Origin of the sequence: Georgenia phoenicis, assembly GCF_047302425.1 — a bacterium.
Taxonomy (GTDB): Bacteria; Actinomycetota; Actinomycetes; order Actinomycetales; family Actinomycetaceae; genus Oceanitalea.
Map to the genome: position 1 here is coordinate 1774122 of NZ_CP154855.1, position 22537 is coordinate 1796658.

Consider the following 22537-nt stretch of genomic DNA (forward strand, 5'->3'; position numbering starts at 1 on the left):
TCACTCACGGAATGAGCCGCAGGACCATGAACGTGCTCAGCGGGTCGGGCGCGTAGTCGGCGAATGGTCCTGTCTCGACGAAGCCGTGGCGGGCGTAGAGCCGGCGGGCGGCGGCGAAGTACTCCATGGAGCCGGTCTCGAGGTAGACGGCCGTGCATTCACGCGCGCGTGCGACACCGAGCAGATGGGTGAGCATCGCCGAGCCGACCCCGCGCCCGCGCGCGGCCGTGACGGTGCGCATGGTCTTGAGCTCGGCGGCGCCGTCGTCGAGCTGCTTGAGGGCGCCGCAGCCGAGGAGGACGCCGTCGTCGTCGCGCGCGGTGAAGAAGGTGACCGCGGGCTCACGCAGGCCCTCGTCGCTCAGCGCGTGCACGCTCTCGGGCGGCGAGGTCGCGTACATGTCGGCCAGGTGCTCGCCGAGCAGCGCGCGGACGTCCGCCGCGTCCAGGTCGCCGGGCTCGATGCGCACGGGAGCACGGTAGGACGCCGGCGTTTCGGTCATGTTGCGCACGGTGTAGACAGGGAGCATGCCTCGACCGTCCAGCCGCTCCGCCGTCGCGCCGTTCCAGGTGATGGCGATCCTCGACCGCGTCGCCCAGCTCCGCGCGCAGGGCCGCGACGTCATCTCGCTGTGCGCGGGCGAGCCGTCCGGCGGGGCGCCCCGGGAGGTCCGCGAGCTCGCGACGAGTACCCATGCCGGCGACCAGGCCCTCGGCTACACCAGCGCCCTCGGCCTGCGGGAGCTGCGCGAGGCGATCGCCGGGCACTACGGGCGCTGGTACGGGCTGGACGTGCCGCCCGAGCGGGTCGCCGTCACCACCGGGTCCTCGGGCGCGTTCATGCTCACCTTCCTCGCGGCCTTCGACCCGGGCGACGTCGTCGTCCTCGCGCGACCCGGCTACCCCGCCTACCGCAACATCCTCCAGACCCTCGGGTGCGCGGTCGTGGAGGTCGACTGCGGTGTGGACGTCGGGTTCCAGCCCACGCCCGCGCTGCTCGACGGCGTGCTGGCCGAGCACGGGCGCGTCGCCGGGCTCGTCATCGCCTCACCCGCCAACCCCACCGGCACGATGATCGACCGGGAGCGGATGACGGCGCTCGCGGCCTGGTGCGCCGCCAACGACGTGCGCCTGGTGAGCGACGAGATCTACCACGGCATCACCTACCCGGCCGACCCCGCCGCCCCCGACGCGCGCGGCGTGTGCGCGTGGGACGTGCCGGGTGCGGAGTCCGCCGTCGTCGTCTCTTCCTTCTCCAAGTACTGGGGGATGACGGGGTGGCGGCTGGGGTGGGCGCTGCTGCCCGCCGACCTGGCCGACGCCGTCGACGCGCTCGCCGGGAACGTCGCCCTGTGCCCGCCCGCCCCGGCGCAGTTCGCGGCCCTCGGCGCCTTCTCCGAGGGCACCTACGCCGAGATGGACGCGCGGGCCGCCGACCTCGCCGCCACCCGCGCCGTCCTGCTCGACGACGTACCCCGCCTCGGGTGGGGACCCGTCGCCCCCGCTGACGGCGCCTTCTACCTCTACGCCGGCCTCAGGGACCGGCTTGGGTCGTATGCGAGCTCCGTCGAGTGGTGCGAGGAGCTGCTCGAGCAGGAAGGGGTCGCCGTCGTGCCCGGCGTGGACTTCGACGGCGCCCACGGCCGCGAGTACGTGCGGCTGTCCTTCGCGGCCGGGGCGGACGCCGTCGCCGAGGCGATGCGGCGGATCGAGCGGTTCCAGGGCTAGGAGCTCAGCGGCGGATCCCGAGGCTGTCGCGGCCGTCGCCGTTCCAGTCGCCGACCAGGGTGGTGTCGGCGTCGCGGCCGTAGGCGACGACCTGGTCGGCGTTGCCGCCGCGGATGGCGTTGGCGATGTAGTAAGTCTTGCCGCGGCGCACCGTGAAGGAGTCGGTGCCGTCGCCGTTCCAGTCGCCGACGTAGACGTCGTCGGCCTCGCGGCCGTAGGCGGCGACCTTGTCCGCGTTGCCGCCCGCCATGCTGTTCTTCACGTGGTAGGTGCGGCCGCGGCGTACGGCGAAGGTGTCGGTGCCGTTGCCGTCCCAGTCGCCGACGAGCACGTCGTCGCCCTCGCGGCCGTAGGCGATGACCTTGTCCGCGTTGCCGCTCGAGATGCTGTTCTTCACGTGGTAGGTCTTGCCGCGACGGACGGCGAAGGTGTCCACGCCGTCACCGTCCCAGTCGCCCACGTAGACGCGGTCGCCGGGGCGGCCGTAGGTGACGACGCGGGTGGGGGAGCCGCTGGAGTTGCTGTCGCGGATGAAGAAGGTGGCGCCCACGCGGTAGGCGAGGGTGTCCACGCCGTCGCCGTTCCAGTCGCCCACGTAGAAGCGCTCGTTCGGGTACCCGTACTGGAAGATGTGGTTCGCGGGGCCGGTGAGGTTGTCGGCGAGGTGGAACTCCTTGCCGGTGCCGCCGATGCCGCCGTCATCGGTGCTCTGACGTGCTGAGGCCTGGGCGGCGAGCTGCGCGGCCGGGCGAGGGGTCGTGGTGAGCGACTTGCTCTCGTACTTGGCGAAGTTCTGCGTGCCGTAGGGGACCAGGCCGAAGGTCGGGTCGTTCGCGTAGACGACGCCGATGCCGATGTGGGTGAACTCCGGGTCGAACATGTTCCGGTAGTGGCCGGGGGAGTTGTACCAGCCGCGGTACATCGCCTCCGGGGTCTGGTAGCCGTAGGCGACGTTCTCGCCGGCCAGCCGCCACCCGGAGGGGATCTGCTGGGAGTAGCTCGGGTTGTGGTACATGTGCCGCTCGCGCGCCATCTGCGCCGACCAGGTGCGGGCCACCGCGTCCAGCTGGGTGACGCGCTGGACCGGGCGCAGGCCCTTCGCGCGGCGGTCGGCGTTGAGGAGCTCGAGGATCCGGTCCTCGTAGCGGGCGTGGTCCCTCTCCACCGCCGCGGTGGCGGGCGTCGACATCGACGTGAGGACGAGGAGGGCTGCGAGGAGGGTCATGAGGGCCCGGGAAAGCGGGCGCGCCGAAGACGTGTGGGTGTGCACGGGGGTAGTGGCTTCCTGCCGGATCTTCACCCGCCCCCGCCGGGTCTGACGTTCTAGACAATCGGCGGGAGGGCCCGGCCCGTGAGCCGTACGTGTTGTGCGAACGGTCTCGGCGGGGTAGTGCGCGGCGGTGACGCGGCGCAGCAGTACTGTGTGCCAGTCGGGATCGTCTTCTGACGGTGAGCGGGGCAGCCATCGTGGAGGGCCGCGACATCTCCTCTGCGCGTTCCCGCCTGACGGGCGGGACCGTGTTCTGCCCACACATCAGGAGCCGACGTTGAGCAGTGAGATCCAGTTGATCAGCGATGGTGACGGCCTGGCTGTCATCGGAGCAGCGGGCGCTGTCGAGCGCTTTCTCATCTCCGAGGGGCTGCCGGCGTCGAAGGACCTGGGACTGCAGCGGCTGGGGCCGAAGCTCCGCGGCGCCGCGGGCCTGACGCAGGCAGGGTCGGAGATCGCTGCCAGCTCGGGCCGGTGGGTGAAGCTGACCGAGGAGTCGGCGCAGAACCTCAGCAAGTACAACTTGATGAAGGGCTCGAGCTCGGACGTCAGCCGGGCCGTGTTCACGAACCACCACGAGCGGCATCACCGGCCTGATGGAGATCGTGAAGCCAGGTGTGGCTGGTCCCAGTCCCGCTCTTATGGCGGGCGCCGCTGGCCTCATGGCGCAGCTGGCCATGCAGCAGACCATGGACGAGATCACCGACTACCTGAAGACGATCGACGAGAAGCTCGATGACGTCCTCCGTGCTCAGAAGGACGCGGTCCTCGCCGACATCATCGGTGTCGACTTCGTCATCGAAGAAGCCATGGTCATCCGCGAGCAGGTCGGTCGGGTTTCCGAGGTGACGTGGTCGAAGGTCCAGGCGACGACCCAGACGATCGCGCGCACGCAGGGGTATGCGCTTCGCCAGCTCGACGCGCTGGCGGAGAAGCTCGAGCGTGAGAGCAAGATGGGCGAGATCGCGGATGCCGCCAAGGAGGCCCAGCAGAAGGTCGAGGAGTGGCTCGCCGTTCTCGCGCGCTGCTTCCAGCTGCAGGACGGTGTCGCCGTGCTGGAGCTCGACCGGGTGCTCGACGCCGCCCCGGAAGAACTCGAGCAGCACCGTCTCGCGCTCCGCGCAGCACGCGAGAACCGCTCCAACCTCATCTCCCGGACCACCAAGCGGCTGATCGAACGCATGGATGCTGCGGCGGGCACTGCCAACGCCAAGGTGCTGCTCCACCCGGCTGCCCCGCGGACCGTGGTGAACGCCGGGAACTACGTATCCGGTGCCGTCATCGAGTTCCACGGGCGACTCGGCATCGAGGCGAGCCGCGAAGCTGTGGAGATGAGGCGCTGGACGGAGGCGGCGACGGAGGCCCGCGACAAGGCGCTGGAGACCGGGGCCGAAGGCGTTGTCGCGGCTCGCGTCCTCGGCAGCGAGGCGCTGGACCGTGCGAGGTCGGCACGAAACAAGTTCTCGACCGGCCTCGCCGAGCGAGGACTGCGGCGGCGTGGGAGCGGCGCCGACGCTGTCGAGGGCTCGACCGGTAGCTCTCCGAGCGACGAGACGGTCTGACTTCGGGACGCCGGCGGGTCAGGGCAGGCGCGCCTGCTTCATGAGCTGGGACGCATAGACGTTGGTGATCCGCACACCGTCGAGCCAGGCGGTGAGCCGTGCGGCCTCGGCGTCGAGGGCGGCACGTGCGACCGTGCCGACGTCGCCGCGCAGGACCACCTGGACCGCGCCGTCGTCGTCCTGGACCCACGCGCCGACGATGCGCCCGTCCCACCACGCGGTGTTCCCGGCGTTGCCGTTGGTATCGAAGAGGTAGGGCACGTCGGCGGGGTCGAGGTAGAAGCCGCGGCCCTTCCAGCCCATGGTCGTGGGGTCGAGGGTGGGTAGGAGGGCCGCCCACGGTTCGGGCGCGGGCACCGGTGCCTCGTCCTCGGGGAGCACCCAGCCGGTGTGGCCGCCGTCGAGACTCACCTCGACAGCGCCGACGGCAGCGATCGCCCCCCGCGCGGCAGACTTGGTGGAGCCGAGCCACCACTGGACGTCCTCAACCGTGCCCGGACCGAAGGTGGCGAGCCAGCGGCGGACGAGCTCGGCGTAGCCCTCGTCGGCGGGCAGGGGGACGGGCTGCTCGCCGAGCCAGGACTCCGTGAGTGTCCAGGTCGGGCGGCCCAGGCGCCAGGGGCCGGCGTTGGCGGCCCGGGCGATCCTTCCCTCGGCGCCGAGCATCGTGAGGACACGCGGGCCGATCTGGAAGGTGCCCCCGTACTTCTTGTCGAGGTTGGCGGTGAACTGGCCGGTGAGCTCCGGGGCCTTCTCGCGCAGCTGGCGCGCGGACAGGGGAGCGGACGTGGCGAGGTGCGCCATGACGGCGCTCGCGGCCGTGTCGACCCAGGCGGCGCCGTCGTCGGCAACGCCGTACTTCTCGACGTCGCGGATGATCGTCCGCCTCTCCTCGGCGGCGACGCGGGCGGAGGCGCTGCCGAGTGCGGCGGGGAGGAGGTCACGCGGGAAGACGAAGAGGGTGCGGCGCATCGCGATCTGCTTGACGAGGGAGCGGTCCTCGTAGAGCGCGCGCTCGACGTCGTCGGGCGAGACGCCGTCGGTGCGGGCGTGGACGGCGAGGTGGACGGTCGCGGGCTCGGTCGCGTGGAGGACCGTCATCGCGCGGGTGGCTGCGACCGGGTCGGTGAGGCGGTGGGCCGGGTGCAGCCCGTGGCGGATCGCGAGCCTGCTGCGGCGTTCGGTGTCGTCGATGTGGCGCATCGGGGTCCACTATGCCGGGGCGCACCGACATCCGAGGGCGCTGGCGTTCGGGAATTCCGATTCGTCGGGGCTGATCGAGCCCCACACCGCGTCGGCATGGGTTGGTGATTGCAGGTGCGTCGCGCTTTCGTCAGACCGGGGCGTCGTCGAGGCCGAAGTGGTGCGCCAGTCTCTCGAGGGTGAACTCTTGTCGGAGTTTGCAAGCGCTGTTCTGGTTCGCGAACATCCCCTTCTCCCAGTACGCGTCAGATCTCGGGTGAGCGACGATCCAGCGCACCGGCAACACGTACTCCGCGTTGTCTTCGGTCGTTGGCTCGCGCCGGCTGTCGTGCGAGTAGGGCGCTCTGAGAGGCTGCTGCGCCAACGGAACCCAGGTGCCGTCCACCAGGACTCTCGCTGTCTCAAACGGCTCTGCTTCAGCCAGGACGACTCCGACAGCGACATATCCGAGTCCGGGAACGTGGACGTTGACGCGCGCGCCGACCGGGACGCTCCGAAGCGTCCGCGAGTACCAAGGATCCCCTCCGGCCGAGACAAAGTTGAAGCGGCGGCCGTCGTCCCACGACCGGCTGTTGCCCTCCCCGAAGGAGACGAACCAGTCCAAACCGTTCCAGTCGGCGCGCTTGCGTTGCCTGCCACGGGCTCGGGGCGCCCCACTTGAGGCTTCCTCATCGGTCGACACAAGCCAGGATCGTGCGAGGTATCGGCGGCCGTCGTCCTCGAGAAAGGTGAAGAACACGGCGTTGATGGGGATACCGAACGAGCGCAGGTAGGTGACGATCCGCTCAGAGCTCGGATCGAGTTCTGTCGCCACGATGGTCAGTTGCAACTCCGCGTTGAGCTCATCGGGAGCGGGGTGTCCGAAGACGGTGTCGAAGGCAGTCTCGAACGGGTGGTTGAGGTGGCGGTTCGCGATGTCGAGAACCGACTCCCGATCCAGGGTTGCGACCCACGAACCGTAGTCAAGGAGCTGGGCGACTACGTCGCGTGGGGTGCGGTCGCGTTTGAGTTCGAGCACGTGAAGGTTGCCATCGCCATCCATGGCGAGGAGGTCGATGAACTTTCCGTAAGCCGTCGGCACCTGACGGCCAATGACCAGGAGGCGTTGACCGAGAAGAGACGGGTCCTGCTCGAGGTAGTCCTCAAGCGTTGCTTCGGACGGCAGCACGGACGCACCGAGTCGGCGCGGCGATCCGCCGTCGATTCTCCAGATTCCCATCTCCACGGGCATACCCGAAGCATGACTCACGGTGGGTTCGAGCGCGGCACTTCGCGCGGGACGGACAATGCGGCCGGCGCAGCCTGCGGGCGGCTAGCGCGTCGTGTAGACAGTGTTCATGCCACTAGACGGTGAGTACGCCCCCAGCCCCAGCGACCGCGCCCGCGAGCAGGTCGAGCTCTTCGAACGGACCAACGGCCAGGAGGGCAACACCCTCGGCGGCCGGCCGGTCGTCATCCTCACCAGCCGCGGTGCCAAGTCCGGGAAGCTGCGCAAGACGCCGCTCATGCGGGTCGAGCACGACGGCCGCTACGCCGTCGTCGCGTCGATGGGCGGTGCGCCCAAGCACCCCGTCTGGTACTTCAACGTCGTCGCGGACCCGCACGTCGAGCTGCAGGACGGTGCGGAGAAGTGGGACATGCAGGCGCGCGAGGTCACGGGTGCGGAGAAGGAGGAGTGGTGGGCGCGGTGCGTCGAGGCCTACCCGCCCTACGCCGAGTACCAGGAGCGCACCGACCGCGAGATCCCCGTGTTCGTCCTGGAGAGGATGGGCTGATGTCCAAGCTGCGCACCGTCGCCCGACTTGCTCTCGGCGTCGCCATGATCGGTGCGGGGGCGGGGCACCTGACCGTCCAGCGCGAGGAGTTCCAGGCGCAGGTCCCGAACTGGTTCCCGATCGACAAGGACTTCACCGTTCTCGCCTCGGGCGTCGTGGAGATCGCGCTGGGCTCGGCGTTCATCGGGCTGCCGCGCCACAAGCGGGTGGTCGGGGCGCTGCTCGCGCTGTTCTTCGTCGTCATCTTCCCGGGCAACATCGCCCAGTACCTCGAGGGCAAGGACGGCTTCGGCCTCGACACCGACGAGAAGCGCCTCGGGCGGCTCTTCTTCCAGCCGGTGCTCATCCTGTGGGCGCTGTACGGCGGCGGGCACCTGCGCCGGCGGAAGAAGAAGCTCGCCCCCCGCTGAGGACCGTGGGAGCGTGCCACAAAGGCGGGGGACTCGGCTGGTTCGCGGCGGTCGGCAAGGCTGAGTGCTTGAGCCGGGGCTGATCGCCGCGGCTTTGTGGCACGCTCGCTCGGCCAGACCGGCGGCTGAGCTGCTGGGGGCTGCGTGGTGGCCGGCAGCCGGCCGGATGCGCCGGGCTGAACCGCATCGCAGGATCCCGCCACAAAGGGCCACCAACATGCGCTGCAGCGGTGCTCCGTCAAGCCAACTGGCTTGTTGCGCCCTCGCGTCCGCCGGCTTTGTGGCGCGATCCGGAAGCCGGTCGCCTCAGCGGGCCGTCCGCCGCGGCAGTCCCAGGCTGACGAGCGCGGCGAGGCCGAGCAGTGCCACGGCCGCCACCACGGTCCCGCCCCAGGCACCGACCTCCCAGGCCTGCCCGAGCAGCACCCCGCCCACCGACGAGCCCGCGTAGTACGCCAGCGTGTAGGTGCCCGAGCCGTCGGACGGCCGCGGGCTGAGCCGCGCCGATGCCGCGGACGCCACCGCGTGCACCATGAAGAACCCGGCGGCCACCACGGCCAGCCCCAGCCACACGAGCACGAGCGCGTCCGGCACCGTGAGCACCACGCCGGTGACGCACCCGGCCAGCCCGGTCAGCGTCGTCGTGCGTAGCCCCACCCGCCGCTCGAGGCGTCCGGCGAGCGACGACGTCGCCGTCCCCGCGAGGTAGCTGAGGTAGAACATCGAGCCCAGGCCCGTGCCGAGCAGGAACGGCGGGGCGTGCGTCCGGTAGGCGATGACGTTGTAGATGCCCACGAACGTCGCCATCCCCAGCCCGCCGAGCAGGTAGACGCGGATCCGGGCGGCGCGGGCGTCGGCGTCGTCGGGGCGCTGGGGGCCGCGCGAGCGCGCGACGCCCGTAGGGCGGCGGGGGAGGAGCATCGCGGCGGCCGCGGTCAGTGCCGCGCCGGCCAGCGCGACGACGAGCATCGCCGTCCGCCACGTCGTCACGTCCGCGACGACCCCGCCGAGCACGCGCCCGCCCATCCCGCCGACGGTCGTCCCGGCGACGTACAGTCCCGCCACCCGCGTCACCCACCCGGGCGCGACGTTCTCCGCGACCCAGGCGAGCGCGGCCACCGGGACCGCGGCCATCGCCGCGCCCTGGACGGCGCGCGCGAGGAGCATGAGCGCGAAGCTGGGCGCGAGCGCGGCCACCACCCCGGCGACGACGGCGGCCGCCAGTCCCAGCACCATCGTCCGTGCGCGGCCCAGCCGTTCCGACAGCCGCGCCAGCGGCAGGACCGCGGCGGCGATGCCCAGGGTGGACGCGGAGACGAGGAGGCTCGCGCGGGTGGCGCCCACGCCCAGCTCGGCGGACACGAGGGGAAGCAACGGCTGGACGACGTACACCATCGCGAAGGCGGCCACGCCCGTCGCACCGAGGGCGAGCAGCGCCCGGCGGTACTGCGGGTCCTGCGGTCGCAGGCCCGCGGCTGCAGGCTGCGGGGCGGGCATCGGCCCACTGTAGGGCTGGCGGAGCCGCGTGGCAGGGCGCCGGTGTCGGCGCCAGACACTAACGTGTGCCCGGAAGCACACTGACGAGGGGGTTGGTCATGACTCAGCGACCCGTACCGGGCGATCACCTACGGGCGTACTCGCCGAGGCCGAAGGACACAGGGGAGGACAACCGCTCGGCGGGTGAGCGCGCCGAACCGCTCAAGCGCACAACCTGGCGCAACCGCCTCCTCGGGCTTGCGGCCGGCGTCGGCGGCGGGCTGCTCGTCTTCCTCCTCCTGCCCGACGACCTCGCCGTCTCCGCGCGGGTCACCGCCGCCACCGCCGTCCTCATGGGGCTGTGGTGGATGACCGAGGCCATCCCGATCCCCGCCACGGCGCTGGTCCCGCTCGTCGTCTTCCCCATCTTCAACGAGACGACGGCGGAGGACGGCACCACAAGCCCGGTCACCGTCGACCAGGTGGGCGCCTCCTACGGCAACAACATCATCTTCCTCTTCATGGGCGGCTTCCTCCTCGCCCTGGCGATGCAGCGGTGGAACCTGCACCGGCGCATCGCGCTCGTCACGGTCCGCGCCATGGGGACGAGTCCGTCGATGGTCGTCGCCGGGTTCATGGTCGCCACCGGCTTCATGTCGATGTGGGTGTCCAACACCGCGACCGCCGTCATGATGCTGCCCATCGGTGTCTCGGTGCTCATGCTCGTGGCCAAGCTCAAGGGTGAGGTCCCCGCGGGCGCACCCGGGGCGGGCGGGGAGACCGACCTGCAGTCCGAGGAGGTCAAGGAGCACGTCATCGAGTCGACCTTCGGGACCGCGCTCATGCTCGGCATCGCCTACGCCGCCTCGATCGGGTCCCTCGCCACCATCATCGGCACACCGCCGAACACGCTGCTCGTCGGCTACCTGGCCGACAACCACGACATCCAGATCGGCTTCGGGCAGTGGATGCTCGTGGGGCTGCCGCTCGCCGTCGTCTTCCTCGCCATCTGCTGGTTCGTCCTCACCAAGGTGCTCTACAAGCCGGAGATCAAGGAGATCCCGGGCGGGCGCGAGCTGATGAACGAGGAGCTCGCCAAGCTCGGTCCGATGTCCAGTGGCGAGAAGCGCGTGCTGGCGATCTTCGTGCTCGCGGCGCTGTCGTGGGTCGCGATCCCGCTGATCTTCGACGAGCCCTTCATCTCCGACGCCGGCATCGCCATGGTGGTGGGTCTGCTGCTGTTCCTCACCCCGTCCGGCAGCGCCCGCGGCGTGCGCCTGCTCGACTGGGAGAGCGCGGTCAAGCTGCCCTGGGGCGTGCTCCTGCTCTTCGGCGGCGGCCTGGCGCTGTCCGCCCAGTTCGGGTCCAGCGGGCTGACGGCGTGGATCGGTGAGCAGGCCGAGGCGCTGGGCGGGGCGCCGGTGATCCTCGTCGTCGTCGTGCTCGTCGCGCTCGTCATCTTTCTCACCGAGCTCACGTCCAACACGGCGACGGCGGCGACCTTCCTGCCCGTCGTGGGCGGCCTCGCCATCGGCATCGACATGCCGGTCCTGCTTGCCACCATCCCGGTGGCCATCGCCGCGACCTGCGCGTTCATGCTCCCGGTGGCCACCCCGCCCAACGCGATCGCCTACGGCTCTGGCTACGTCACGATCCCGCAGATGATGAAGGCGGGACTGTGGCTCAACCTCATCGGCATCGTGCTCGTCACCCTGACCGCGATGACCCTCGCGGTGTGGGTGTTCGGGATCGTTTACTGACTCGCCAGCGCTCCCGGAGAGCGTGCTTGGAAGTCGAGCAGTCCTACCCACGAGGGGCGCAACGAGATCCGAGCAATGCGGGTGCCCGGCTGGTCGACGAAGGCGAGGTACTGGCCGCCCCCCTCCTCGCCCTGGTAGCGCCGGGCGGCGGCGGCGTACTCGGGGGCCACGCCGTCGAGCCCCTCGATGCGCACGCGACCGCGCACGAGGAGCACCTCGGGCGGGAAGGCCTCGGTGTCGATGGTGACGGCGACGTCCGGGCGGGCGCGCAGCGCGGGCAGCCGGCGTGCCGGGCCGGCGACGTGCGGGGCGGAGAGGAAGGTCGCCATGACGAGCTCCTCGCCCGTCCAGTGGAACCACGTGGGGACGACGCGCGGTGTGCCGTCGCGCGCGGTGTAGGCCAGGCGGGCGGGGATGGTCGAGTGGAGCAGGCGCTGGGCGAGGGGAGCGTCGAGCAGGCGGAGGTCGCCCTGGGGGAGCTGGGCGTCGGCGGTGTCCATGCAGAGATCGACCGTCCGCGTGGCGGGAGCTCATCGGGGTCGGCGGGCTGATGGGGGCGGTAAGTGAGCTGTCGGCGAGTGGGCCGGGCTACTGGCCGGTGATGATGTTGCGCAGGGTCTCCGTGGGGAGCTTGGGGCGGCGGTGCTCGTCGAGGAGGCCGTTGGTCTCCTGGCCGGTGTCGGTGAGCTGGGTGTAGCAGAAGCCGGCGAGGGCGCTGTCGCGGACGGCGTCGAGGAGGTCGCGCAGGCGCGACTCGAAGTCGGCGGCGTCGGACGCCGTCGAGTAGCCCCAGTCGCCCTCGTGGCGGGCCGCGAAGCTCACCCCGCCGAACTCGGTGAGCATGACCGGCTGGTCCCGCACGTCCTCGCGCAGCTGGATGCGCCGGCCGGCCGGGCCGATCCCGGCCAGCAGCTCGCGCACCGCCTCGGCGGTGCCGTAGCGGGCGCGCAGCTCGGCGCCGGTGGGGGAGTAGTCGTGGATCGAGAGGATGTCGGAGTCGGTGTGCTCCCAGCCGTCGTTGGACACGACCGGCCGGCTCGGGTCCAGCGCCCGGGTGAGGTTGGCCAGCCCGATCGCGTAGTGCCGCTGCGCCGGGTCGTGCGCGCCGTGCTGCACCCCCCAGCTCTCGTTGAGCGGCACCCAGGTGACGACGCTCGGGTGGGACACGTCGCGCCGCACGAGCTCGACCCACTCCTTGGTCAGCTGCTCGACCGAGCGCGGGGAGAAGGCGTAGGCGTTGGCCGTCTCGCCCCACACGGTGAGGCCCAGGCGGTCGGCCCAGTAGAGGAAGCGCGGGTCCTCGGCCTTCTGGTGCACCCGCACCGAGTTGAAGCCGAGCGCCTTGATGAGCTCGACCTCCTCCCGCAGCGCGTCCGCGCTCGGCGCGGCCAGGTGCGTCTGGGGCCAGTAGCCCTGCTCGAGCACCGAGCGCAGGTAGTACGGGCGGTCGTTGAGGAGGAAGGTGCCGTGCTCGACCGCGACGGATCGCAGCCCCAGGTACGAGCCGACGACGTCGGACCGGCCCGTCGCGCCGTCGTCGTCGGTGTCGATGGTGAGGGTCGCGTCGAGGAGCGTGGGACGCTCCGGTGACCACAGGAGCTCCTCGTAGGCCTGGCCGTTGGCCTGGCGGGCGAGGTGGACGCGCAGCTCGACGTCCTGGTCCAGCGCGCGCACGCGCTGCTCGGCGAGGAGCTCGCCCTCGTGCTCCACCCGCACGGTCAGCCAGGTGCCCGGTGCCGGCCGCTGGGCCAGGCGCACAGTCGCGGCGACGGTGGCGGCGGGCAGGTCGGGCGTCCAGGCGAGCTCGGCGACGTGCTGGGCGGGCACCGCCTCGAGCCACACCGGCTGCCAGATCCCGGTGGTGCGGTGGTACCAGATGACGTGCGGCTCGCGCTGCCAGTCCTGCTTGCCGCGCGGCTGGGCGGCGTCGTGCGGGTCGTCGACCGCCTGGACCACGAGCTCGAGGGGGCCGTCCGCGACGCGGGCCGCCTCGGTGACGTCGATGCCGAAGGGCGTCTGGCCGCCGGTGTGCTCGCCGACGAAGGCGCCGTCCAGCCACACCCGCGCGCGGTAGTCGACGGCGCCGAAGCGCAGGACGAGCCGGTCGCCCTGCTCGTCGAGGCCTGCGGCGGCGAGGTCGGCGGGCTCGATCCGGCGGCGGTACCAGACCTCGCCGAGGTAGCCGGTCTCGCTGACCCCGGATGCCGCGGACTCCGGCGGGAAGGGCACGGTGATCTGCCGGTCGAAGTCGACGTCGGCGGGGGTGGCGGCGTTGGCGACGGCGAAGTCCCACGTCCCGCAGAGGTCCGCCCAGCGGTTGCGCTGCAGCTGGGGGCGAGGGTAGGTGCCGTCCTGGCGGCTGGCGGTCATGGCTGCTCCTCGGCGTCGGCGGGTGGTCCGGAGAATCCGGCTGTCGGCGGTAACTGTGCTGTCGGCGGTAACTGTGCTGTCGGCGGGAAGTGGGCTGTGGGCGGGTGGGGGGTGCCGGTGGGGCCGGTGGTGCTCTCGCGGACGGCTAGTCGGTGGGCGACCGTCACCGTCTGCGGGGGGTCGCCGCCGCCGCGCAGGAGGAGGTCGATCGCCGCGGTGGCGAGCGCCTGCTTGTCGGGGGCGATGGTGGTGAGCGACGGCGTCGCGTAGGTCGCCTCCTCAACGTCGTCGACGCCGACGACGGCCACGTCCTGCGGCACCCGCAGCCCGCGCACGGCCAGGGTGCGCAGGGCGCCGAGGGCGAGGGCGTCGTTGAAGCAGAAGACGGCGTCGGGCGGGTCGGGCAGCTCGAGGAGCCGGGCCATGGCGGCGGCGCCGTCGGGGCGGTGGAACTGGTCGACGGTGGCGACGAGCTCCTCGTCGTAGGCCACCCCCGCAGCGCCGAGTGCCTCGCGGTAGCCCTCGAGGCGCAGCAGGGCGGTCTCGTTCGGCCCGGCGACCTGCGCGCCGATCGCGGCCACCCGCCGTCGCCCGAGGGAGAGCAGGTGGGCGGTCGCGTCGCGGGCGGCGGCGCAGTTGTCGATGGTCACGTGGTCGAGGACCGGCTCGCCCACGTGCTCACCGAGGAGGACGAGCGGGGAGCGGTCCACCCGCCGGCGCAGCGCGGGGGCGTCGAGCGCGAGGGGGGAGAGGACGAGGCCGTCGAGGACCGGCAGGTCGTGCCCCTCGAGGAGGGCGCGCTCGGCTTCCTCGGTGCCCTCCGTCTGGGACAGCAGCACCATCCGCCCGCGCGCCTTGGCCGCGCGCACGAGCTCGGCGGCGAGCTCGGCGAAGTAGGGCTGGGTGAGCTCGGGCAGCGCGACGGCGATGAGCCCGCTGGACCCGCGGCGCAGGTGCCGGGCGGCGAGGTTGGGGCGGTAGCCCAGCGCGGCCAGCGCCTCCTCCACGCGCTCGCGGGTGGCGGCCGTGACCGAGCCGGTGCCGTTGACGACGTTGGAGACCGTCTTGATCGACACCCCCGCCCGGGAGGCGACCTCGCGCAGCCCGACCCGACCCCCCATGCGTGCCGCCTCCTCCGTCGTCCGACTGCCCCGACCCTAGCGAGAACCCCCACCGCTATACAACGTTTACCGCCCGTGCTACAAAGGCGTTCCGGGCACCTCCACAGGCGGAGGTGCGCCTCACCGACGAGGGGGCTTTCGCGATGAGAAGCACACGGACAGCACCGAGCACCGGCCGACGTGGTCGCGCGCTCACCGCTCTGGCGACGACGGCCGCCGTCGTCGTCCTCGCCGCCTGCGGCGGCGGGCAGACACCCGAGGAGGCCGCCGGTGGGGGCGGGGCCACCGAGGCGCCGGAGTTCACCGGCGAGTACACCGGTCCGGAGGTGGAGCTGTCCTACTGGAACGGCTTCACCGGCGGCGACGGACCCTTCATGCAGGAGCTCGTCGACCAGTTCAACGCCGAGCACGAGAACATCAACGTCGTCCCCAACACCATCGAGTGGGGCGACTTCTACCAGCGGCTACCTGCCGCGGTCACCCAGGGGGAGGGCCCCGAGGTCGGGGTCATGCACCTGGACCAGCTCGCCACGATGGCGGCGCGCAACGTCATCGTCCCGCTCGACAATCTCGCCGAGTCCCTCGAGCTGACCGCCGAGGACTTCACCGAGGAGGTCTGGGACGCCGGCATCTACGAGGACGCCCGCTACGGCATCCCGCTCGACGTCCACTCCCTGGCGATGTACTACAACACCGAGCACTTCGAGCAGGCGGGCATCGCCGAGCCGCCCACCGACGAGGCCTCGTTCATGGAGGCCCTCGACGCGCTCCAGGCCGCCGGCTTCGAGCAGCCCTTCTGGATGCCGCAGGTGTGGCCCAGCCACCTCATGTGGCTCTCCCTCACCTGGCAGAACGGCGGGGAGATCTACGCCGAGGACGGCTCGGCCGCGATGTACGACTCGGCCGAGGGCGTCGAGGCGCTGGAGTGGCAGCGCTCGATCATCGAGCAGGGCTACAGCCCCAACGACGTCGCCCCGGACTCCCAGTACATCGCCTTCAAGAACGGGGAGACCTCGATCACCTGGGACGGCATCTGGCAGATCAACGACCTCGAGGCCGAGGAGGTGCCCTACGGCATCGCCCCGGTCCCGACGATCGGTGAGGAGGACGCCGTCTGGGCCAACTCCCACCACTTCTTCATGACCCGCCAGGCCACCGAGGACGAGAACACCGCAGCTGCGGCCCAGGTCTTCATCGCGTGGATGTCCGAGCAGTCCGCCGAGTGGGCCGGCTCGGGCCTCATCCCTGCCCGTCTGTCGGTGCGTGACAGCGGCGTGCTGGACGGCATGCCCCAGCAGGCCATCGCCGAGGTCATCGACACGATGCGCTTCCTGCCGCCGGTGCCCGGCGTCGGTGGCGTGCAGACCGAGGCGCTCGAGCCGGCGATCTCCGACGCGGTCCTGGGCAACCAGAGTCCCGACGAGGCGCTGGGCACGGCGGCCGAGCAGGCCACCACCCTCATGGAGGAGAACCTCGAGAGCTTCGGGGGCTAGCCATGACGACCGCTGCGGCACCACCGCGCAGCGAGGAAGGGCTGCGGGAGGAGCCGCGGCGCGCCATCCCCACCCACGGGAAGGCGACGCCGTGGCTCTTCCTGGCCCCCTACCTCGTGCTCTTCCTCGGTTTCGTCCTCGCCCCGATCGTGCTCGGCGCGTGGATCAGCCTGCACCGCTGGGACTACACGCTGCCGGGCAGGCCCTTCGTCGGGCTGGAGAACTACACCCGGCTCTTCGACTCGAGCTCGATCGCGGCCTCCCAGTTCTGGGACGCGATGGAGGCCACCGGCATCTTCACGCTCTTCTCGGTGCCGCTCCTGCTCACCGTGCCGCTGGGCGTCGCGCTCATCATGAACATGAAGTTCAAGGGCCGGAACTTCTTCCGGGCCGTCTACTTCGCGCCCTACGTGCTGGGCGTCGCGGTGGTCGCGGTGCTGTGGCGCTACCTGCTCGACAACAACATCGGCCTGGTCAACTACTACCTGGGCCTGCTCGGCCTGCCCGACGACACCCCGTGGCTCACCTCGAGCCCCGCGGTGTGGGTGAGCCTCGTGGGCGTCACCGTGTGGTGGACCCTCGGCTTCAACGCCGTCATCTACCTCGCCGCCCTCCAGGACATCCCGGCCGAGCTCTACGAGGCCGCCCGGGTGGACGGCGCCAACCGGTGGCAGCAGTTCCGCAACGTCACCATCCCCGGCCTGCGGCCCGTGCTCGCCTTCATCACGACGATCACGATCATCGCCTCGGCGAACATGTTCGGGCAGTCCTACCTCATGACCCAGGGCGGCCCGGGCCGCGAGACCCGCACGGCGATCTACCAGATCGCCGAGACGGGCCTGCGCAACTACCAGATGGGCAGCGCTGCGGCGATGAGCTACATCCTCACCGCCGCGCTCATGGTGCTGAGCATCGTCATCTTCTGGCTGTTCCGGGAGAGGAGACGTTGATGGCCACCGAGACCGCGACCCGGCGGCGCCCGGTGGGGCGCGTCGTCGTGCGCTACGTCGTCCTCGGGGCGCTGGCGCTGCTGTTCATCAGCCCGCTCATCTACATGGTCGTCACCTCCTTCAAGACCCGCGGGGAGGCGGCCGGCTTCCCACCCACGTGGATCCCCACCCCGCCGACGACGGACGCCTACGAGCAGATCCTCGGCGCGCCCGGTACCCCGGTGCTGCGCTGGTTCGCCAACAGCCTCATGGCGGCGACGGCGAACGCGGCGCTCGTCGTGGCGACCTCGACCCTCGCCGGCTTCGCGCTCGCCCGGATGGAGTTCCGCGGGCGTCGCCTCGTCTTCGCGGCGGTGGTCGCCACGCTCTTCGTGCCGCCGGTCATCCTCATCATCCCCAACTACCTCATCGTCGGGGAGCTGGCCTGGCTCAACACCCTCGCGGCCGTCGTCGTGCCGACCGCGGCCTCGGCCTTCGGGGTGTTCTTCATGCGCCAGTTCTTCATCAGCCTCCCCGGGGAGCTGGAGGAGGCCGCCCGGCTCGACGGCGCCAACCAGTGGCAGGCCTTCCTCAAGGTGGCCCTGCCGCTGGCCCGCCCGGCGCTCGCGACCCTCGCGCTGCTGTCCTTCCTCACCAACTGGAACGACTTCCTCTGGCCGGTCTACGTGCTGTTCAGCCCGGAGGTCCAGACGCTGCCGGCAGGTCTGTCCACGCTGCAGACCGCCAACGCCGTGCGCTACGACCTCCTCATGGCCGGCGCGGTCATCGCCTCCATCCCCGTCCTCGCGCTGTACGTCTTCCTCCAGCGCTACATCATCGAGGGCGTCTCCCGCTCGGGGCTCAAGGGATGAGGCGGGCGGGCACGACGACGACGGCGCTGGCCTGCGTCGTCGTGCTCGCCGCCTGCGGTGGCGGGGGCACGGACGACGACGCCGCCACGCCCGCGCCGTCGTCGTCCGTCGCGGATGCGAACCCGGTGATCGACGACGACTTCCCCGACCCCGACGTCCTCGAGGTCGACGGCGTGTACTACGCCTACGGGACCAACGGGAACCTGCGCAACGTGCGGGTCGCGCGATCCACGGACCTCGAGGAGTGGGAGCTGCTCGAGGACGCGCTGCCCGACCTGCCCTCGTGGGTCATCCCGGGCAAGACGTGGGCGCCGGAGGTCACCGAGCTCGACGACGGCAGCTTCGCGCTGTACTTCACCGCGACGAACTACGACCCCTACGCGCAGTGCGTGGGCGTGGCCACGGCGTCCTCGCCGGAGGGGCCGTTCACGGTGGTGGGGGAGCAGATGCTCGTCTGCCCCGAGGAGGAGGGCGGGGCGATCGACGCCTCGACCTTCGTGGACACCGACGGCGCCCGCTACCTGCTGTGGAAGAACGACGGCAACGCCGTCGGTGTGGACACCTGGCTGTACCTGGCGCCGCTCTCGGCTGACGGGCTCACGCTCGCCGGTGAGGCGGTGCGCCTGGTCCGGCAGGACCAGGACTGGGAGGGGCGCCTCGTCGAGGCGCCCACGCTGGTGGAGCGGGACGGCACCTACGTCCTGCTCTACTCGGCGAACGACTACGGCGGCGAGCAGTACGCCGTCGGGTACGCGACGGCCGACGCCGTCGCCGGCCCCTACACCAAGGCCGACGGGCCGCTGCTCACCACCGACGCCACCGACGGCCGGTTCATCGGCCCCGGCGGGCAGGACGTGGTGACGGCGCCCGACGGCACCGACCGGATCGTCTTCCACTCCTGGTACGGCGACACCTCCTACCGCGGCCTCAACGTGCTGCCGCTGGAGTGGGACGACGGCCGTCCCGTCGTCGTCGTGCCCTGACACTCGGAGAGCAACGATGAGACACCGACTGACGACGGCGCTGGGCGCGGTGGCGCTCGCGCTCGGCCTGGCGGCGGGGGCGCTCGCCCCGGCACAGGCGGACGGGCACGAGCCGCCCGCCACCTCCTACACGAACCCGGTGACGGCGGAATTCGCCGACACCTACGCCGATCCCGCGATCATCCGCGGCAAGGACGGCTGGTGGTACCTCTACGCGACGTCCGACCCGCTCGTCGAGGGCGGGGAGTTCGGGCTCATGCACGTCTCGCGCTCGCGGGACATGGTCGACTGGGAGTACCGCGGCACGATCCTCGACGAGAGCTCCGCGCCCTCGTGGGCTACCGACACCTCGTTCTTCTGGGCGCCGGACATCCGCTACGTCGACGGGCAGTACGTCCTGTACTTCACGGTGACCGACACGACGCTCAACCCGGGCGACGACTCGGCGATCGGGGCGGCGACGGCGCCGACGCCCGAGGGGCCGTGGACGCCGGTGGCCGAGCCCGTCGTCCCGCCGCGGCCCGACGGCAACAACTTCTTCTGGACCTTCGACCCCTCGATGCTCGCCGACGACGACGGGCGCCGATACCTCTACTTCGGCAGCTACTACGGCGGGCTGTGGGTGACCGAGCTCGACGAGAGCGGGCTGCGGGCCGTGGGTGAGGCGACGCAGGTGGCGATCAACGACAAGTTCGAGGGCGCCTACGTGCTCAAGCGCGACGGGTACTACTACCTCATGGCGTCCTCGGCGAACTGCTGCGCGGGACCGTCGACCGGGTACAGCGTGTTCGCCGGGCGCTCGGAGAGCCCGCGTGGACCCTTCGTCGACCACGAGGGGGTGTCGCTGCTCGACGACCGGCCCGGTGGCACGCAGGTGCTCGTCCAGAACGGCAACCGGTGGATCGGTGCGGGGCACCACGCCGTCGTCACCGACCTGTCCGGCCAGGACTGGATCTACTACCACGCCATCGACCGCGAGGACCCGTGGCTGGCGGAGCCCGGAGGGATCAACCGGCGGCCCACGCTGCTCGACCGGCTCGACTGGGTGGACGGCTGGCCGGTGACGCGGGCCGGTGCCGGGCCGAGCGAGGGCTCGCAGGCCGGGCCGGTGGCCTCGTCGCTGCTCGGGCTGACGGTCGAGAACCCCGCCGAGGGGCGCGCGCTGCGCGGCTCCTTCCGCCCCGACATCGACCCGCAGTCCCGTGAGCATGCGCTGTTCCGCGGACGGGTGTGGACCGAGAAGGCGGCGCCGGAGGAGGTGCACGTCGAGCTCGACCTGCGCACGCGGCGCGAGGAGCCCTTCTTCGTGTGGACGGGCCGCGGGTCGAACCGGGTCGAGGTGACCGTCGACCCGGGCGAGCGCGAGCTGCACGTGGAGTACGGGCACGGGCGCTTCCAGGAGGAGGCCGCCGTGCCGATCCCCGCGGGGTACGACCTGTCGGTGTGGACGGCGCTGCAGGTGCACGTCGTCGAGGGCGAGGTGCGGGCACGGCTCAGCGAGTCGCGGCTCGGGGACGAGATCGCCGAGGTGGCGCTCGAGCTGCGGCCCGGGATCCTCCGTTCGGCGCCCGTGGAGTTCCGCGGCACCGGCGCCCACGTGGACAACCTCTCGGTCAACGCGGCCCACGAACCGGTGACGGAGCTGGTGCCGACGCCGGCTGCCGGTGACGTCCTCGTGTCCGAGGAGTTCGACGGCGCCGGCCTCGAGGGCTGGGAGTGGGTCCGCGAGGACACCGCCGCGCGGGTCGAGGGCGGCGCGCTCGTGTGGCCGCTCACCGGTGCCGACCTCGTGGGAGCCGGGGGGTCCGGCGGGCTGCTGCTGCGCGAGCCGCCGGCCGGTGACTGGGTCGTCGAGACGAAGGTCGATCTCGACCTCGGGGAGACGGAGGTCCGCAACTACCAGCAGGCCGGGCTCGTCGTGCACGCCGACGACGACAACTTCCTGCGGCTGGGCCACGTGGCCATCTGGAACACCCGCCAGGTGGAGTTCGGCAAGGAGACCCTGCAGGACGGCTTCCTGTCCTGGGGCGGGCACGCGAGCGGCCCGCCCGCCGACACGACGTGGCTGCGCATCCACCACACGACGAACGACGCCGGCGAGCACCTGTACCGCTCGGCCTTCTCGACCGACGGCGAGTCGTGGCGCTGGGGCGCGACGTGGACCCTGCCCGCCGGCTCCGACGCGCGCGTCGGCCTGTACACCGGCGGCGGCGCCCAGCCCGAGACGCAGGCGAGCTTCGACTACGTCCGGTTCCTCAGCACCGACTGACGCCCCCGCAGCCATGTTGTCGCCGAGAGCGGAGTTGTTCCTCGCCCGGAACAGCTCCGCTCTCGGTGCGAGGGGAGGGCGTCAGCCGAGCTTGATGGTGATGACGACGCGGCGGTTCTGCGCGCGGCCCTCGTCGGTGGTGTTGTCGGCGCGCGGGTGGGCGAGGCCGAAGCCCTCGGTCGTGACGATCGCGGGGTCGATGCCGCCGTTGGCGACGAGCCAGTCCGCGACCGCCTGGGCACGCCGCTGGGAGAGATCGAGGTTGTGCGCCTCGGTCCCGACGTCGTCGGTGTGCCCCTCGACGACGACGGCGGTCGGGGTGCCGCGGCCCGCGACGTCCGCGACGATCGCCTGCAGGCCGGCCTCGGCCTCGGGCCGCAGCTGGTCCTCGTTGTCGCCGAAGAGGACATCGCCCTCGCTGCTGTAGGAGACGGTCTCGTCCTTGCTCGTGACCTCGACGTCCTCGGCACCCTCGAGGCGGTAGCCCTCGAGCGAGGCGCCGGGCACGCTCTCCCCGGGCACGGAGACGCCCGGGATCGACACACCGGGGATGGAGACACCGGGGACCTGACCGTCGTCGAGGTACTCGGCCGAGCGGTAGGCGGCCGAGATGTAGGAGGCGCCCTGGTAGGCGGCGCCGCGGTAGAGCGCGGAGCGGTACACGGCCGAGACGTAGGTGTCCGCCCCGCCCGGCTCGACCTGGCAGACCTCGTCGACCGACACGCCCTCGACGACGACGTCCTCCTGCTCGACGCCCTCGAGCACGATCTCCTCGAGCACCGTGCCGTCCGGCAGCGTGACCGCGGGCAGCACCCGCTCGGGGGCGGAGTAGCCCGGGATGAAGGCGCCGCTGATCTCCACCGCACCCAGGCAGCCGCCGGGCGCGTCGTACTCGACGATGCAGCCGCGCTCGACCACCCGCTCGGGGATCTTGACCGCCTCGACCATCTGCTCGGGGACGGTCTCGCCGCCGAGCTCGAAGGCCTCGACGACGACCGCCGGGATCTCCTGGGCCTCGATCACCTCGTCCTCGAGCATCGTGACCGTCTTGCCCTCCCCGGGCTGGCACTCGGGGAAGCGGGGGCCGGTCGGCGCCTCGTCCTTGGCCTCCTCCGTCGCGCTGGGCTTCTCCTCGCTCGCGGTGGTGGCCGTGGGCGTGGGGTCGGCGGCGGAGGAGGCGGGCTCCGACTCGCTCGAGCAGCCGGCGAGGAGGAGCGCCCCCGCCGCGAGAACCGACAGGGAGAGACGAGCTGAGCGCATGAAGCAGACCCTCGAGGTGCTGGTGGCGCGGTGGTCCCGCGCAGATGCCGACAATTC

Annotated in this window: 20 protein-coding genes; 11 read left to right on the plus strand and 9 right to left on the minus strand. The window is 71.5% G+C overall.

The window, feature by feature from the left end; all coding sequences use genetic code 11:
- Window positions 1-4: 4 nt before the first annotated feature.
- Window positions 5-529, minus strand: a complete 525-nt coding sequence (locus tag AA0005_RS08380; RefSeq protein ID WP_413452955.1) for a GNAT family N-acetyltransferase — start codon at window positions 527-529, stop codon at window positions 5-7.
- Between AA0005_RS08380 and AA0005_RS08385 the strand changes: the two genes are divergently transcribed.
- A complete protein-coding gene (locus AA0005_RS08385) occupies window positions 528-1727 on the plus strand; it encodes a pyridoxal phosphate-dependent aminotransferase (RefSeq protein WP_413452956.1) in 1200 nt (399 codons plus the stop codon). The two genes, AA0005_RS08380 and AA0005_RS08385, sit on opposite strands and share 2 nt — an antisense overlap.
- A gap of 4 nt (window positions 1728-1731) precedes the next feature.
- Here AA0005_RS08385 and AA0005_RS08390 read toward each other — a convergent pair whose 3' ends face one another.
- Window positions 1732-2952, minus strand: a complete 1221-nt coding sequence (locus AA0005_RS08390) for a CAP domain-containing protein (RefSeq protein ID WP_413452957.1) — start codon at window positions 2950-2952, stop codon at window positions 1732-1734.
- A gap of 322 nt (window positions 2953-3274) precedes the next feature.
- Between AA0005_RS08390 and AA0005_RS08395 the strand changes: the two genes are divergently transcribed.
- Both AA0005_RS08395 and AA0005_RS08400 read left to right on the plus strand, forming a co-directional pair.
- On the plus strand, window positions 3275-3736 hold the full coding sequence (locus tag AA0005_RS08395; protein ID WP_413452958.1) for a hypothetical protein: 462 nt from the start codon (window positions 3275-3277) through the stop codon (window positions 3734-3736).
- Window positions 3687-4559, plus strand: a complete 873-nt coding sequence (locus tag AA0005_RS08400) for a hypothetical protein (protein ID WP_413452959.1) — start codon at window positions 3687-3689, stop codon at window positions 4557-4559. The genes AA0005_RS08395 and AA0005_RS08400 overlap by 50 nt, the downstream gene beginning before the upstream one ends.
- Before the next feature lie 18 nt (window positions 4560-4577).
- Here AA0005_RS08400 and AA0005_RS08405 read toward each other — a convergent pair whose 3' ends face one another.
- Entirely contained in the window at window positions 4578-5762 is a 1185-nt protein-coding gene (locus AA0005_RS08405) for a winged helix DNA-binding domain-containing protein (protein WP_413452960.1), read from the minus strand.
- Between the two features lie 130 nt (window positions 5763-5892).
- Complete coding sequence (locus tag AA0005_RS08410; protein WP_413452961.1) at window positions 5893-6993, minus strand: endonuclease NucS domain-containing protein; 1101 nt, start codon at window positions 6991-6993, stop codon at window positions 5893-5895.
- A 106-nt stretch (window positions 6994-7099) separates the two neighbouring features.
- On the opposite strand from AA0005_RS08410, the gene AA0005_RS08415 reads away from it, so the two are divergent.
- Together AA0005_RS08415 and AA0005_RS08420 are read left to right on the plus strand one after the other, a co-directional pair.
- Window positions 7100-7537 carry a nitroreductase family deazaflavin-dependent oxidoreductase gene (locus AA0005_RS08415; protein WP_413452962.1) on the plus strand — a complete coding sequence of 146 codons (438 nt, stop codon included), beginning with the start codon at window positions 7100-7102 and terminating at the stop codon, window positions 7535-7537.
- Window positions 7537-7947 carry a DoxX family membrane protein gene (locus tag AA0005_RS08420; protein WP_413452963.1) on the plus strand — a complete coding sequence of 137 codons (411 nt, stop codon included), beginning with the start codon at window positions 7537-7539 and terminating at the stop codon, window positions 7945-7947. The genes AA0005_RS08415 and AA0005_RS08420 overlap by 1 nt, the downstream gene beginning before the upstream one ends.
- Before the next feature lie 306 nt (window positions 7948-8253).
- Here the strand turns inward: AA0005_RS08420 and AA0005_RS08425 are convergent, their stop codons facing one another.
- Window positions 8254-9444, minus strand: a complete 1191-nt coding sequence (locus AA0005_RS08425) for an MFS transporter (protein WP_413452964.1) — start codon at window positions 9442-9444, stop codon at window positions 8254-8256.
- A gap of 98 nt (window positions 9445-9542) precedes the next feature.
- Here AA0005_RS08425 and AA0005_RS08430 point away from each other — a divergent pair, with 98 nt between their 5' ends.
- Window positions 9543-11183, plus strand: coding sequence for an SLC13 family permease (locus tag AA0005_RS08430; RefSeq protein WP_413452965.1), 1641 nt, complete (start codon window positions 9543-9545; stop codon window positions 11181-11183).
- Here AA0005_RS08430 and AA0005_RS08435 read toward each other — a convergent pair.
- From AA0005_RS08435 to AA0005_RS08445, 3 genes are all read right to left on the minus strand, one after another.
- Window positions 11177-11683 (minus strand): pyridoxamine 5'-phosphate oxidase family protein, encoded by a 507-nt coding sequence (locus AA0005_RS08435; RefSeq protein WP_413452966.1) that lies wholly within the window; start codon window positions 11681-11683, stop codon window positions 11177-11179. The genes AA0005_RS08430 and AA0005_RS08435 overlap by 7 nt on opposite strands.
- Before the next feature lie 88 nt (window positions 11684-11771).
- Window positions 11772-13553, minus strand: coding sequence for a glycoside hydrolase family 2 protein (locus AA0005_RS08440; protein ID WP_413452967.1), 1782 nt, complete (start codon window positions 13551-13553; stop codon window positions 11772-11774).
- Window positions 13550-14674 (minus strand): LacI family DNA-binding transcriptional regulator, encoded by a 1125-nt coding sequence (locus AA0005_RS08445; protein ID WP_413452968.1) that lies wholly within the window; start codon window positions 14672-14674, stop codon window positions 13550-13552. Before AA0005_RS08445 ends, AA0005_RS08440 begins: the two co-directional genes overlap by 4 nt.
- A gap of 143 nt (window positions 14675-14817) precedes the next feature.
- Between AA0005_RS08445 and AA0005_RS08450 the strand changes: the two genes are divergently transcribed.
- Genes AA0005_RS08450 through AA0005_RS08470 form a run of 5 tightly spaced genes read left to right on the plus strand, consistent with a single transcriptional unit; the run spans window position 14818 to window position 21220 of the window.
- Window positions 14818-16167 (plus strand): ABC transporter substrate-binding protein, encoded by a 1350-nt coding sequence (locus tag AA0005_RS08450; RefSeq protein ID WP_413452969.1) that lies wholly within the window; start codon window positions 14818-14820, stop codon window positions 16165-16167.
- Between the two features lie 2 nt (window positions 16168-16169).
- Complete coding sequence (locus AA0005_RS08455) at window positions 16170-17117, plus strand: carbohydrate ABC transporter permease (protein ID WP_413452970.1); 948 nt, start codon at window positions 16170-16172, stop codon at window positions 17115-17117.
- On the plus strand, window positions 17117-17968 hold the full coding sequence (locus tag AA0005_RS08460; RefSeq protein ID WP_413452971.1) for a carbohydrate ABC transporter permease: 852 nt from the start codon (window positions 17117-17119) through the stop codon (window positions 17966-17968). The genes AA0005_RS08455 and AA0005_RS08460 overlap by 1 nt, the downstream gene beginning before the upstream one ends.
- The gene (locus tag AA0005_RS08465) at window positions 17965-18951 is read left to right on the plus strand and encodes a glycoside hydrolase family 43 protein (RefSeq protein ID WP_413452972.1); all 987 of its coding nucleotides are present in this window, start codon (window positions 17965-17967) and stop codon (window positions 18949-18951) included. The genes AA0005_RS08460 and AA0005_RS08465 overlap by 4 nt, the downstream gene beginning before the upstream one ends.
- A gap of 16 nt (window positions 18952-18967) precedes the next feature.
- Window positions 18968-21220 (plus strand): family 43 glycosylhydrolase, encoded by a 2253-nt coding sequence (locus AA0005_RS08470; RefSeq protein ID WP_413452973.1) that lies wholly within the window; start codon window positions 18968-18970, stop codon window positions 21218-21220.
- Between the two features lie 81 nt (window positions 21221-21301).
- Here AA0005_RS08470 and AA0005_RS08475 read toward each other — a convergent pair whose 3' ends face one another.
- Window positions 21302-22480, minus strand: a complete 1179-nt coding sequence (locus AA0005_RS08475; RefSeq protein ID WP_413452974.1) for an OmpA family protein — start codon at window positions 22478-22480, stop codon at window positions 21302-21304.
- Window positions 22481-22537: the final 57 nt, after the last annotated feature.

Bases quoted from the DNA above. Each gene is read 5' to 3' on its own strand.
- AA0005_RS08400 (WP_413452959.1), top strand. From the start codon at position 3,687: ATGGACGAGATCACCGACTACCTGAAGACGATCGACGAGAAGCTCGAT.
- AA0005_RS08385 (WP_413452956.1), top strand. From the start codon at position 528: ATGCCTCGACCGTCCAGCCGCTCCGCCGTCGCGCCGTTCCAGGTGATG.
- AA0005_RS08445 (WP_413452968.1), bottom strand. From the start codon at position 14,674: ATGGGGGGTCGGGTCGGGCTGCGCGAGGTCGCCTCCCGGGCGGGGGTG.
- AA0005_RS08455 (WP_413452970.1), top strand. From the start codon at position 16,170: ATGACGACCGCTGCGGCACCACCGCGCAGCGAGGAAGGGCTGCGGGAG.
- AA0005_RS08425 (WP_413452964.1), bottom strand. From the start codon at position 9,444: ATGCCCGCCCCGCAGCCTGCAGCCGCGGGCCTGCGACCGCAGGACCCG.
- AA0005_RS08380 (WP_413452955.1), bottom strand. From the start codon at position 529: ATGCTCCCTGTCTACACCGTGCGCAACATGACCGAAACGCCGGCGTCC.
- AA0005_RS08470 (WP_413452973.1), top strand. From the start codon at position 18,968: ATGAGACACCGACTGACGACGGCGCTGGGCGCGGTGGCGCTCGCGCTC.
- AA0005_RS08460 (WP_413452971.1), top strand. From the start codon at position 17,117: ATGGCCACCGAGACCGCGACCCGGCGGCGCCCGGTGGGGCGCGTCGTC.
- AA0005_RS08405 (WP_413452960.1), bottom strand. From the start codon at position 5,762: ATGCGCCACATCGACGACACCGAACGCCGCAGCAGGCTCGCGATCCGC.
- AA0005_RS08465 (WP_413452972.1), top strand. From the start codon at position 17,965: ATGAGGCGGGCGGGCACGACGACGACGGCGCTGGCCTGCGTCGTCGTG.
- AA0005_RS08390 (WP_413452957.1), bottom strand. From the start codon at position 2,952: ATGACCCTCCTCGCAGCCCTCCTCGTCCTCACGTCGATGTCGACGCCC.
- AA0005_RS08450 (WP_413452969.1), top strand. From the start codon at position 14,818: ATGAGAAGCACACGGACAGCACCGAGCACCGGCCGACGTGGTCGCGCG.
- AA0005_RS08435 (WP_413452966.1), bottom strand. From the start codon at position 11,683: ATGGACACCGCCGACGCCCAGCTCCCCCAGGGCGACCTCCGCCTGCTC.
- AA0005_RS08415 (WP_413452962.1), top strand. From the start codon at position 7,100: ATGCCACTAGACGGTGAGTACGCCCCCAGCCCCAGCGACCGCGCCCGC.
- AA0005_RS08430 (WP_413452965.1), top strand. From the start codon at position 9,543: ATGACTCAGCGACCCGTACCGGGCGATCACCTACGGGCGTACTCGCCG.
- AA0005_RS08410 (WP_413452961.1), bottom strand. From the start codon at position 6,993: ATGCCCGTGGAGATGGGAATCTGGAGAATCGACGGCGGATCGCCGCGC.
- AA0005_RS08475 (WP_413452974.1), bottom strand. From the start codon at position 22,480: ATGCGCTCAGCTCGTCTCTCCCTGTCGGTTCTCGCGGCGGGGGCGCTC.
- AA0005_RS08420 (WP_413452963.1), top strand. From the start codon at position 7,537: ATGTCCAAGCTGCGCACCGTCGCCCGACTTGCTCTCGGCGTCGCCATG.
- AA0005_RS08440 (WP_413452967.1), bottom strand. From the start codon at position 13,553: ATGACCGCCAGCCGCCAGGACGGCACCTACCCTCGCCCCCAGCTGCAG.